8 protein-coding genes are annotated in these 12,635 nt (G+C 38.0%); 7 read left to right on the top strand and 1 reads right to left on the bottom strand.

Annotated elements, in window-relative coordinates; genetic code table 11:
* Positions 1 to 118 precede the first annotated feature (118 nt).
* The 4 genes from ACWIB3_RS16840 to ACWIB3_RS16825 all read left to right on the top strand — a co-directional run bounded on the left by ACWIB3_RS16840 (position 119) and on the right by ACWIB3_RS16825 (position 5,825).
* The gene (locus tag ACWIB3_RS16840; protein WP_454292195.1) at positions 119 to 2,527 is read left to right on the top strand and encodes an AAA family ATPase; all 2,409 of its coding nucleotides are present in this window, start codon (positions 119 to 121) and stop codon (positions 2,525 to 2,527) included.
* The gene (locus ACWIB3_RS16835) at positions 2,527 to 3,546 is read left to right on the top strand and encodes a hypothetical protein (RefSeq protein WP_454292194.1); all 1,020 of its coding nucleotides are present in this window, start codon (positions 2,527 to 2,529) and stop codon (positions 3,544 to 3,546) included. Before ACWIB3_RS16840 ends, ACWIB3_RS16835 begins: the two co-directional genes overlap by 1 nt.
* Before the next feature lie 556 nt (positions 3,547 to 4,102).
* Entirely contained in the window at positions 4,103 to 4,597 is a 495-nt protein-coding gene (locus tag ACWIB3_RS16830) for a hypothetical protein (RefSeq protein WP_454292193.1), read from the top strand.
* A gap of 97 nt (positions 4,598 to 4,694) precedes the next feature.
* Positions 4,695 to 5,825: an endo-1,4-beta-xylanase gene (locus ACWIB3_RS16825; protein ID WP_454292192.1), complete on the top strand. Its 1,131-nt coding sequence runs from the start codon at positions 4,695 to 4,697 to the stop codon at positions 5,823 to 5,825.
* Between the two features lie 10 nt (positions 5,826 to 5,835).
* Here ACWIB3_RS16825 and ACWIB3_RS16820 read toward each other — a convergent pair whose 3' ends face one another.
* The gene (locus tag ACWIB3_RS16820; RefSeq protein WP_454292191.1) at positions 5,836 to 6,720 is read right to left on the bottom strand and encodes an AraC family transcriptional regulator; all 885 of its coding nucleotides are present in this window, start codon (positions 6,718 to 6,720) and stop codon (positions 5,836 to 5,838) included.
* 335 nt (positions 6,721 to 7,055) lie between these two features.
* Between ACWIB3_RS16820 and ACWIB3_RS16815 the strand changes: the two genes are divergently transcribed.
* From ACWIB3_RS16815 to ACWIB3_RS16805, 3 genes are read left to right on the top strand one after another with little or no spacing between them, the layout of a single operon-like run.
* The gene (locus ACWIB3_RS16815; protein WP_185212689.1) at positions 7,056 to 7,928 is read left to right on the top strand and encodes a sugar phosphate isomerase/epimerase family protein; all 873 of its coding nucleotides are present in this window, start codon (positions 7,056 to 7,058) and stop codon (positions 7,926 to 7,928) included.
* Between the two features lie 17 nt (positions 7,929 to 7,945).
* Positions 7,946 to 9,082 carry a Gfo/Idh/MocA family oxidoreductase gene (locus tag ACWIB3_RS16810; protein WP_454292190.1) on the top strand — a complete coding sequence of 379 codons (1,137 nt, stop codon included), beginning with the start codon at positions 7,946 to 7,948 and terminating at the stop codon, positions 9,080 to 9,082.
* A gap of 42 nt (positions 9,083 to 9,124) precedes the next feature.
* Positions 9,125 to 12,616, top strand: a complete 3,492-nt coding sequence (locus ACWIB3_RS16805) for a PVC-type heme-binding CxxCH protein (protein WP_454292189.1) — start codon at positions 9,125 to 9,127, stop codon at positions 12,614 to 12,616.
* The last annotated feature ends 19 nt before the right edge of the window (positions 12,617 to 12,635 follow it).

The following is a 12,635-nucleotide window of genomic DNA, read 5'->3' as shown; positions in this document are numbered from 1 at the left end:
GATATAATATTTAATCCGATTAATCGAAATATACCTTTAGGTATAGATTAGCAAAACTATTTGCATATTAGTTTCGCTAACCACAATTGTTAGGAGACATCATACCCCGTATAATAATATGAGTGACCAAAAAACAAATTTTCTAATTAATATAGCGAAAGATGATACTCAAAAGGATAATTATCTATCAATTATTTTAGCTAGAAATCCTGATTTAAATTTATCTAAAAAGGAAACATTTTTTGAAATTGTTAGGCCTTTTTATAAAGAATATAATTTAGTAGATAGGCAAACACTTCTGCAATTTGACTCCCCAAAAGAAACTGATTCTGTTTCTAATTGGGAAAATAAAGATTATAGAATATCTCGCATATATATAAGTAATTTAAAAGCCTATCCTAAATCTGAAATTCCTTTCGGAATAGATTTCACAGATATTGATAATAATATAACCAGTCATATTATAATTGGAAGTAATGGTGTTGGAAAATCTACGATTTTTAATGCATTAGAATATACTTTTACTAAGAGAATTGGTGAAGCAGAGTTACGGACAAAAAAAACTCCATTAGAAGATGGAGATAGGTATTTTAAAGATTACTTATGTCATTTTTCTAATACGTATGAGGATTGTGTATTCAAGGTATTAACCAAAAGTGGAGATACATTATATTTAGATAGGGAAAATATTCCCTCGCAAATAAGAAAAGTATTAAATCCAAATAATCATTTCATTAGTGAGTTTGATATATCTTCAAATTGTAAACTTGATTTTGAATCAAATCAATTAGATTCGTTTAACAGTTTAATTGCGAATAACATTGGACTATCAGATCTAGTGGATTTAGACAAGCATATTTATCAATTTTCAACATATAATCGACTTACAGAGTCAAATAATTTAAAAAAAGCAAAAAGTTCATTAGATGACAATAATTCAAAATTATCGACATATATGAATCAAATAAATGAACTCCAAAAAAAACTGAAAATATTACAACAATCCAATGAAAATATAAAAGAAAAGTCAAATTTTGAATTAAAGGATAAATTAAAAAGCTTTATTGAAACTAGTTATGATTTTGATGTTAACTCGAATGAGTTAAGGGAAAAAATATTTTTTTATAATGAGCTAAGAAAAGAAATCAAAAAAATATCATCAAAGATAAATAATGTTTCCGAAATAGATTTTTTACAAGCTGGTTTAAAATTACTCGACCGCAAAGAAGATTGTCCTTTCTGCGAAAATTCTAATTTTTCAAAATATGTGATAAGAGCTCAAGTTGAAGATAAAATTCAATATTACGAAGAATATTCGAACAAAATTAAAAAATTTGAAAATGTATCCTCTGAAATATATGAAAAATTAAATATTATTATTAATAAACTGTTTCAGTTAAGAAATTCATTAGAAAATGAAGTCGAATTCTCCAATAAATTCTTTGTAAAAGAAGGCTATAATGAAACTTTAACTAAATTAAGGAATATACTAATTAATTCTACATCCCATGATTTAATTGCAGATTTTGAGATTAATAAGAATAAATATAATAGTTTATCTTTTCAAAAAAGTGCGTTTGTAGGATTTGTTATTGAAAGAGGTTATGACTATTTATTTGATTATTTACCTACATACGTTTCGGAATTAAGGGAGCTAGATGAAAAAAGGAAATTCTATTTAAAAACTAAAGTAGAAAATCTTTCAAAATATGATATTGAGTCAGATGCAATCGTAAAAAAATCACTTCTTGAAAAAGAACTTGATCAATTAATCTCTCAAATTAATACATTAAAAGAGAATTCGTATAGCCTAGAAAAAAGCTATGAATTAGCCCTTAAAGAACTAGAGTTTTTTAATAAGGTTAAAGATGAAGCTAAAGAGCTCTACAAAATAATCCATAAACAAATAACTGATGAGATATCTAAAGTTTTTGAGCCACTAAAGGATATTATTATTGCTGTTATAAATGATTATTTAATTAATTCTCGAAAAGAAGACATAGAAATAATATTAGATAATGAGCCCGATGAAAAGGACTTAGAAACCGGAGAAATAATCTCTACTAAAATTGTAGCCTATATTCGAATAAAGAAAACTAACGAAAGAATTTCTGTAAATAGATATTTTAATACTTTTCATTATAAACTATTTTCAACAATGGTCGCAATTAGTATTGCTATTGCATCAAGAGAAAAAACTAGAATTAATTTGCCTTTAGTATTAGACGATATTTTTTATTCAAGTGACTTCGGGAACAGAGCAACTATTGAAAGATTTTTAGATAACCTTTTTGAATTATTTAAGAAGTATACTCCTAATCTACCATTACAATTAATAATGTTTACACATGATAATATGATATTTGATTCTGCAATACATTCATTATCTGCATCTGAAAAAAATAACATCCAGTTTGGAAAATTATTCGATTCTTCTGAAAGTATAATTCAAGATGATTACAGAAAAATACTTACAAAAATACCTACGAAATTACCTTTCAAAATTTTATCCAAAGTTTACGCATAATGACAAATAATAAGAAAAAGTGGTATCAATGCCAGTACAGAACGTTTGGAGTAGCACTAATTATTATATTGATATTAACAATACTTGGAAACGTATTTACTTATTATATAAATAACAATCATAACAAGACAAATGAAAAAATAATTTCAGAAATTTTAATTAATGCATCAAAAGATAAAGCACTTTTACCTGATTTTATTATTATTGAAAATCAAGATTCTTTAGGGGAAAATAGTATAAATAATGACTCGATATTGAAGAATGAAATCATAAAATTTATTGCGAACAAATATTCTAAATCCAATAATGAGGGGGTCTTTAATATTAAACCTTATATAAGCTCTTCGGATATTAAAGATGAAGATAAAATCATAAAACATATTGAATTTCTTAATTCAACAGTAATCAAAGCTATAGATGACTCGAAAAGTCAATTAGATAGAGAAATTAGTAAAATAAATACTTGGATTTCTATATGGATAGGTGTAATAGGTTTTCTAGGTATTTTTTTTCCATTGATAATCAACATACGTAGTTTAGATGACATGAAAGAGGTTAAAGACTTGTTAGTAAAGTCTAATGATGATATTAAAATAATTGATGGTAAGATAATATTAAATGAAGAAAGTATTAAATTACTTGATACCAAGACTATTAATATCGAATATATAGTCAAGTCTTTAAAGTTAATATCAAAATTAAAGGATATAGATGACAAGTTTATTATTTATAATAAAAATCCAAATATGTTTGTTGGCGGAATTTTAGAAGAACTTCATAAAGAACTTACTGAGATCAGTCTTCAAGAAAATGAGATTACAATTAAAGGAGTTTTACATCAAATCAGTTATAGGCTTTACACTCTTTCAACGTATAGTTTTATTAATAAAATTAATATGGGAAAAATGTTAACACTTTCAAGTGATATTGTAAATAATTTAGAAAATTTAGATAATGATATCTTAAATTCATTACTAGTAAAATTGAAAGAATTGTCAGTTAGTCTAAAAAAAATATGATATCTCTAAGTGCGTATAAGTGTTTCGCAGCTCAGATTTTAGAATAAAACAAAAAATTTATGACCTTATTTTAGACCCTCTAAAATAGGTCTCTTTACATTAAGAACATCTTTCATCCTTCAACTTGTTATACCCATCCTCACTAACGATTATATGGTCACATATCTCAATTTCCAACATTTTGCTGTATTCAAAAGCTTTCTTAGTAAGGGCTATTTTGAGTGTTCTGGTAATCAATTTGCTGACGGATGAATATGTTCGAGAATTAATTTAGATTTAGTTGCTTTCAAGGTTATAGAAAATATGACATTCATATCAACTAGCACAAAGTCTTTACCTCCATTGCAATTTCAACGACTTTCAAAATCCTACTGCCATTGTTCAATAGTATTACTTTAAACTCTTCCAAGAAAGTCATAAAACCTTTATCCCAGACATTTTCAAATACATGAAAGGCAACCTTAGAACTGGAAACATAAGAACATTCAGATTTCTTGAATTTGGGGTTAAATTTGTATTTTGTTTATAGTAATCTATAAACACTCATCCACCACCCATGGCACTCTACAAGGCAAACTCCAGAAATTCCCGCAATTTTAAGGTGACTCTTGAAAACCAAGAAATAGGCGAATTGCTAATTAAGAAATGGTATTCTTTTGATGCTGATTTAATAATGTCTGATGGCAAGAATTATCAGCTTATCACAAAAGGTTTTTGGGACTCTAAGGTTGAATTAATTGATGGATCTCAGACCTTATTGGACTTTAAGATGGGTTGGAAGGGAATCGTGATCAAGACCTATTTTGATAATCAAGAAAGGCAGTATCTGTTAAAGTTGCAAGGTTTTATTAATAGTAAGTTTATTCTAATAGACGAGTCTGAGCGAGAAATATCGGTTGCCAGTACAGATTTCAAGTGGCTAACCCTCAACTTTAACTATGATATAGAAACGTCTGCAAGCTTTGACCAATTAAGGAATAGGGATTTACTGCTGATGACCATGTTGCATTGTATGAATTATTATATATCCTATCTGAGTGCGGCTACCTAATTACAATGGGTCAGGATATTATACTGTCGCCCTGTTTCAAATGGATTGGCTATATTTAACCTAAGCCATTACAAAATCACCTAAAACGAATCCATCTATGAACAAGCCCAGGTCTGTTTTACTTCTTGTCATTACTCTTCTTTTCTTTGCTAATCATTCATGGGCACAGAAAATACCAGGGAAATTGTCCTTAAAGTCGGCATTTTCTGGGAAGTTTGAGATTGGGGCTGCATTAAACCTGAGGCAGATCTATGAGCGGGATGAACAGGCTGCTGCCTTGATTAAAGCACAATTCAATTCCATTACGGCGGAGAACTGTATGAAGGCGATGTACCTTCAGCCTAAGGAAGGGGAATTTAATTTTAAGGATGCAGACCGATTTGTTGAACTGGGTGAAAAGTACGGTATGCAACTTATTGGGCACACCTTGATCTGGCATTCGCAAGCTCCAGATTGGTTCTTTATTGGCAAGGATGGCAAAGAGGTTTCTAGGGAAATATTGATCGAACGGATGCGCAAGCATATACAAACCGTAGTATCGAGGTACAAGGGCAGGATAAAGGGCTGGGATGTAGTCAATGAGGCCATACTGGATAATGGGGACTGGCGGCAGAGCAAGTTCTATCAGATCATTGGAGAAGGATTTATTGAATTGGCCTTTCAATTTGCACATGAGGCTGATCCGGATGCAGAACTGTATTACAATGATTTTTCCATGTCCCAAAAAGGGAAAAGGGATGGCGTGGTTAGGATGGTCCGCAAACTCAAGGATAAAGGGGTTCAAATAAATGGAATAGGAATGCAAGGGCATTTAAGCCTAGATTACCCTTCCCTTGCTGACTTTGAAGCGAGTATCTTGGCGTTTTCCAGTTTAGTGGTACAAGTAATGATTACGGAGCTTGATATCTCTGTGTTGCCGATGCCTGGTCATTCACAAGGAGCTGAGGTCAGTACCAATTACCAATATGATAAAGTACTCAATCCTTATGCGGAGGGATTGCCGGTGGAAGTGGAAAGTAAATTGGCCAATCGCTATAAGGAGTTTTTTGCACTGTTTGTAAAGCATCATGATAAAATTGACCGTGTTACCCTGTGGGGGGTAACGGATGCTGACTCTTGGAAAAATAATTGGCCCGTGAAAGGAAGGACTGATTATCCTTTGCTGTTTGATCGAAACTATCAGGCAAAGCCTTTTGTAAGGGAATTAGTTGAGATGGCTAAGGAATAAAATTGGTTTCTTAAAGCATCATAAACTTCAACCTATACTCCATAGGTGTCATTCCAATAAAAGTCTTGAATTGTTTATTGAAATTGGATAGGGTATTAAATCCTGAATCATAGCATATCTGGGCAACGCTCTTGGATTCGGCAACGGATAGGAGCTTGCAGGCATGCTTAATGCGCAGCTCGGTGATAAAATAGGAAAAGGTCTTGGAAGTCTTGGCTGTAAAATATCGGCTAAAGGAAGTAGGTTTCATATTGAGCAGAGCGGCTACTTCTTCCAAGGTTATTTTATTCCTGAAATGGTTCAGGGCATAATTATAGACGATATTGATGCGGTTTGTTTCCACATCTTTGGACTGATACTGGAATTCATCATAGTGCAAAAGCGCATAATCCTTCCCCTTAGCCAGTACATTCAAGATCTTGAATAGATGAATGATGCTTTCCATGCCATGCAGGTTGAGGAGTTCATGCATCAATGCGATGATTTCCTTTGCTGTGGCACCTTGAATCTCCATGCCATGTCTCACTTTTTCCAACAGGACCTTTAATTGATTAAACTCCTCTTTTTCAGTGAATTTCTCTAATTCTGAACCATTGAAGTAAATGACCAAGCCTTCGCTACTTTTTTTGGATTGGGGATCAAAGTAAATATCATCACTTCGCCATAGGTGGGGGATATTGGGTCCAATAAAAGAAAGGTCCCCTTTTACAAAGGATTTCATGGTATTGCCGATAAACCTGGTTCCGGAACCCTCTACGACAAGGAAAAGTTGATACTCGGAATGGGCATGCCAAGTGGTATCAAAATGTTTGTCGGAAAGCTTTCGCACAAAGAATATGCGCGAGGAGGGTATCCTTGTTTTCTGGACTGCGGTTTTTTTGAAGTTGATATCCATGGATGGAATATAAATGGTCGTCCCCAAGTCTGCTGGGGCTCATATCAAAAGTAAGGGTTTAAGGGGCAATTCGCAAGGTTTGCAGCGGGTAAATGTCTGATTGTTGTCCAATGTTCTGCTATTTGTCTGTAAACTGTGGTAAAATACAGTCATCATTGGGTATTTAATAGGTATGTAAAATTCTTCATGAATCTTAATTTAGGGTTCTAGGATTAACCATTTTAAACCAACCTTGGATAATGCAATAGGCAAGCTCTATTTCATTTGATCAGGGGCAATGCTAAAGTGTATGGCCTATAAACCTTTAAGAATCATCAATTTATTAAAATAATTATATGCAATTACCTGTAAAATTAGGCGTTAGCACCTGGCTATGGACTTCTCCTTTCCGTACGGAGGATGCTGCTGGCCTGTTTGAGAAAATAGCAAGCTTGGGATACGAAGTTGTGGAGATAGCGGTGGAAGACCCTTTGTTGATCGATACCCAAAAGATTGCTAAGGAGCTTGAAAGGAATGGTTTGCAAGCACTGGTATGCGGTGCGTTTGGACCGACTAGGGATTTGACCAGTGATGATGAGTCCTTGCAAAAGACCGGTCTTCAGTATATCGAGGATTGCCTAAATATTTCCAATGAATTGGGAGCCAGTTTTTTCGCCGGTCCTATGTATTCTGCCGTGGGCAAGGCGCGGATGGTTCCGGATGCACAGAGACAAATCGAATGGAATAGGGCGGTAGATAATTTGGGGAAGGTCTGTGAGATGGCGGCTTCCAGAGCGTTGGAGCTTGGTTTGGAACCTTTAAATCGCTTTGAATCGGATCTGATCAATAATGTAGATGATGTTTTGCGATTGATCCATGACTTGAATCACCCAGCAGCCAAGATCTGTCTGGATATGTTCCATATGAACATCGAGGAGCCGGATCCTGGATTGGCGATCCGAAAAGCTGGAGATAAGTTGATCCATGTGCAGGTATCGGAGAATTATCGTGGTACTCCGGGCACAGGAAATGCCAGTTGGGGCGCCTTCTATGAGGCACTTTTGGCAATCGGCTATAAGGGTGCCGTATCGATTGAAAGTTTTACACCAGAAAATAAAGAGTTGGCAGCGGCAGTTTGCATTTGGCGCAATCTAGCCGAGGATCAGGATGCATTTGCGCGTGATGGGCATGCGTTTTTGCAGAAATGGGCGGCCAATAAATTAGACTAACATAATCAATGAACGAAATGATGAAGAAAGAAAAAATTAATGTAGCTATTATCGGGTTAGGATTTGGAGCGGAGTTTATTCCTATTTACCAACAGCACCCTCATGCAAACCTATATGCTATCTGTCAACGTAATGAAGCTAGCCTGAACGAAATTGGAGATGCCTTTTCGATAGAAAATCGCTATACCGATTATGATGAGCTGCTGAAGGATGAAAATATTGATGCCGTACATATCAACACACCTATTCCAAACCATGCGGAGCAATCGATCAAGGCATTGCGTGCCGGCAAGCACGTGGCCTGTACCGTTCCGATGGCTACGACGGTTGAGGAATGTAGGCAGATCGTGGAAGCGGTGGAGGAAACTGGACTTACCTATATGATGATGGAAACCGTGCTGTATGCGCGTGAATTCCTGTTTATGAAGGAGCTGTACGAGAAAGGTGAGCTGGGCAAGATCCAATTCCTTAAAGCGAGCCATCAGCAGGATATGGATGGATGGCCGAACTATTGGCCGGGTCTTCCGCCGATGCATTATGCTACGCACTGTGTAGGGCCGGTTTTGGGCTTGACACGTAATGAAGCGGAGTATGTGTCCTGCTTTGGCTCTGGTACCATCCGTGAGGACTTGATTGGGCATTACAATTCTCCATTTGCCATAGAATCTGCACATATAAAATTCAGGAACTCTGACCTAAGTGCTCAAGTGTACCGGTCGCTATTTGATACGGCTAGGCAATACCGCGAGAGCTTTGAGGTATATGGATCCAAGCAGTCGGTTGAATGGCCATTGATTGAAGGCAAGCCATTGGTTTTGCATGTGGCCAAACGTCCGGAGCCTGAAATTCCTGAAGAAGTGGACTGTCCGGATTATGCTCATTTGCTACCGGAACCGATTCAGCATTTTACAAGGGCCGGAGTTTATGATGAAGGCGAAAACCAACACCTTTCTTTTCTACAGGGAAGTGGGCATGGGGGTTCGCATCCGCATTTAGTACATGAATTTATCAGTGCATTGGTAGAGGGTAGACAGCCATTCCCAAATGCTAGGCAATCTGCAAATATAACCTGTGTGGGGATTTTGGCGCATGAGTCTGCCCTGAAAGGTGGAGAGATCATTCCTTTACCTGATTTTACTTGGGAAACCAATTAATGGTTTTGCTTCCTGAGGAACCTTTATCTCAATAATATTAAGATGAATAAGATTTTAAAATTTTGCGTTCTGTTCTGTGTTGTTCTGTCGGTACTGGGATGTGCCGATGATAACAAACCTAGAAGACTGGAACTGTTTTTTCTGGGTCATGATAGTAAACACCATGACTCGGAACTATTGGCGGACATCTTGTCAAAAGAGTATTTCGCTGATGGAATAAACATTACCTATTCTATCGATCCCGATGATTTGACTCGTCCGGACCTCAAGAAATATGATGGTTTGATCTTATATGCGAACCACGATACGATCAGTCCGGCCCAGGAGAAGGCCTTGTTGGATTATGTAGCCTCCGGTAAAGGCTATATTAATATCCACTCTGCATCCTACTGCTTTCGGAACTCGGATGATGTCGTGGCCTTGATCGGTGGCCAATTCAAGAGCCATGGAGGTGGTTCTTTTGGTGCTGAAATCATCAAGCCTGATCATCCGGTGATGAAAGGACTTTCGCCATTTGTGACTGAATGGGATGAAACCTATGTGCATCATCTATTGGCGAAGGATATCGAAGTGTTGATGGAACGTGTGGATAGCACGCATAGAGAGCCCTATACCTGGGTAAAAGAGCATGGTAAGGGCCGGGTATTCTATACGGCATTTGGCCATGATGAGCGAACTTTCCGTAACCCTGGATTTTTACAATTGGTAAAGAACGGTATTCTTTGGGCTGTCGGTGATAAGGCAGTGGAGCGCATGAAGAAGTATGAGATTGCGAAGCCTCAATATGAGGAAGCCCGCATGCCTAATTATGAACGCAAAGATCCGGCACCACGCTATCAGCACCCATTAACGCCGGAACAATCGCAGACCCTGATACAGGTGCCTGTTGGTTTTCGCCTGGAGCTGTTTGCCAGTGAACCGGACATAAAAAAGCCGATTGCAATGGATTGGGACGAACAGGGAAGGCTTTGGGTCATCGAAACGGTGGATTATCCGAATACCGTAAGAAATGACAAAGGGGAAGGTGATGATCGAATCACCATCTGTGAGGATACGGATAATGACGGCAAGGCGGATAAGTTTACCGTGTTTGCTGAAGGTCTTAATATCCCGACTTCCTTTGTGTTTTCTGATGGCGGGATTATCGTTGCGCAGGCCCCTCACTTTCTGTTCTTAAAAGATACCGATGGTGATGGTAAAGCGGACGTTCGCAAGGTATTGATTGATGGTTGGGGAACCTTTGATACGCATGCTGGTCCATCTAACCTGAAATATGGAATGGATAACAAAATCTGGGGAACCGTTGGTTATTCTGGATTTGAAGGTAATATTGCGGGCAAACCTTATAAATTTGGTTCAGGAGCATATCGTTTTAATCCAAAAGCTCAAGATTTTGAATTCCTTGGCACCACGACCAATAACACTTGGGGATTGGGATTCTCGGAGGATTTTGATGTATTCCTGTCCACGGCCAATAACGAGCACAGTAACTTTCTGGCTATTCCTGCTCGCTACTATGAAAATGCTAACCTGAATGAGCGGGGGATCGAGAAGATTGATGCCCACTACAAGATACATGAATTAACTAAAGAACTGCGCCAGGTGGATGTATTTGGCGGATTTACCGCTGCAGCTGGCCATAATCTCTATACAGCACGGGCCTTTCCTCAAGAATATTGGAATAGGGTAGCCTTCATTGCTGAACCGACCGGACGCCTGATCCATAAACATATCTTGGAGCCTTCGGGATCTGGATTCAAGGAAAAGGGCGATGGCTGGAACATGGTCGCTAGTTCTGATAACTGGTTTGGACCTGTGGAGGCCAAAGTAGGTCCTGATGGTGCGCTGTGGTTCTTGGATTGGTACAACTTCATCATACAGCATAATCCAACTCCTCAAGGCTTTGACAACGGACCTGGAAATGCCTATATAGACCCATTGAGGGATAGTACTAAAGGACGTATTTACCGATTGGTGCATGAAGATGCGGCCAAGCAAAGGAAGTTTAAATTGGATGGCAAGAAAGGACGTGAATTGGTCGACGCATTGACGAGCGATAATATGTTCTGGCGTACGACCGCTCAACGTCTATTGGTCGAAGGCGCTGATAAGTCTGTTGCCAATGACCTTAACAAACTGATCAGTGATAAGTCGGTGGATGAGGTCAACATCAATGGGGGTGCCATTCACGCAATCTGGACTTTGCATGGTTTGGGTTTATTGTCTGATGGGGAGAACGCTAGCTTTGATGCGGTTCTAAAGGCTCTTAAGCACCCAGCCGCAGGGGTGAGAAGGGCAGCTATTCAGACCTTGCCTAAAAACGCAAAGGTGATCGATGAGTTGATTTCCGCAGGTGTCGTGCAGGATAAGGACTTGAGAGTTCGCTTAGCGGCCATATTGGCTTTATCTGAGGCGCCGCCAAGCCCGAAAGTTGCTAAGGTGATCTTTGATGCGGTACAGAACCCTGAAAATGAAAAAGACAAATGGTTATTCCATGCCTTGATGATTGCCGGTGGTATTCACCAGAAAGATTTTATGCATGAATACCATACGAAGTTTGGACATCCTGACTTTTCAAACGCCAATGGCTCCTTAGCGGAAAGGATCATTGCCGGAAATAACATGAACGTCCTTGCGCTGAATACGGCAAGGAACGGAGTGATTGGGCCAAGGCAAATTCCTGATCTGATGAATAGGGAGATCCATTTTGTGGGTACAGTAAGTCAGAAAGATAAGAAGCCCCTAAATGGAGCCTTGCTTTCCTATGGCAACAAGAAGGATGGATTCGCAGTTTCTTTCAAAGATGGTAGACTGGAATTTAGGGTCAACCAAAAAGGAAATAAAGCTGTCATTCAGTCTGAGATACTAACAAAACCTACATTTAAGCTGAGGACTTCCTTACTGTCTGATGGCAAGATGCTAGTGTTCATTGATGATGCGAAGGTAGCAGAAGGCAAGACATTAGGTCTATTCCCTGAAAAACAAGATGGTTTCCTACTGGTTGGGAAAGCCAGTGCAACTAAGGATGCTGAACAAGGGCCAAATGATAGCCCAGGAGATTTTGCTAAGGATTTTGACTTTAATGGAAACCTAGAGGATGGGCGATTGGTGGCTATGAACAAAACGGTAGTGGCTGAAGGCAGTACCGTAGAGGCGGATAAGGTCTTAAAAATTAAGGCTATCGTTGGGGAAATGAAGTATGATATCACTAATTTTTCTGCGAAGGCGGGATCAAATCTGAAGATCATTTTTGAAAACCCTGACCATATGCAGCATAATCTACTGATCCTGAAACCGGGTAGTCTGGACCGTGTTGGACAGGCCGCTGATAAGTTGGCCACTCAAAGCAATGCAGCCGAGCTACAGTATATTCCAAATACACCTGATGTCTTATTCAGCACCTCCTTGATTGATCCGGAAGGTTCTTATGAATTGAACATTAAAGTGCCTTCGGAGCCGGGAGATTATCCATTTGCCTGTACTTTCCCAGGGCATTGGCGAATAATGAACGGGGTCATGAAAGTGACGAAATAATAGAAAAGGGGAATAAGCT

Source organism: Sphingobacterium sp. NPDC055431, assembly GCF_053644255.1.
This window is presented reverse-complemented; position numbering and strand designations above follow the sequence as displayed.

Excerpts from the sequence above, each read along its gene's own strand:
- ACWIB3_RS16840 (WP_454292195.1), top strand. The coding sequence starts at position 119 with ATGAGTGACCAAAAAACAAATTTTCTAATTAATATAGCGAAAGATGAT.
- ACWIB3_RS16835 (WP_454292194.1), top strand. The coding sequence starts at position 2,527 with ATGACAAATAATAAGAAAAAGTGGTATCAATGCCAGTACAGAACGTTT.
- ACWIB3_RS16830 (WP_454292193.1), top strand. The coding sequence starts at position 4,103 with ATGGCACTCTACAAGGCAAACTCCAGAAATTCCCGCAATTTTAAGGTG.
- ACWIB3_RS16825 (WP_454292192.1), top strand. The coding sequence starts at position 4,695 with ATGAACAAGCCCAGGTCTGTTTTACTTCTTGTCATTACTCTTCTTTTC.
- ACWIB3_RS16820 (WP_454292191.1), bottom strand. The coding sequence starts at position 6,720 with ATGGATATCAACTTCAAAAAAACCGCAGTCCAGAAAACAAGGATACCC.
- ACWIB3_RS16815 (WP_185212689.1), top strand. The coding sequence starts at position 7,056 with ATGCAATTACCTGTAAAATTAGGCGTTAGCACCTGGCTATGGACTTCT.
- ACWIB3_RS16810 (WP_454292190.1), top strand. The coding sequence starts at position 7,946 with ATGATGAAGAAAGAAAAAATTAATGTAGCTATTATCGGGTTAGGATTT.
- ACWIB3_RS16805 (WP_454292189.1), top strand. The coding sequence starts at position 9,125 with ATGAATAAGATTTTAAAATTTTGCGTTCTGTTCTGTGTTGTTCTGTCG.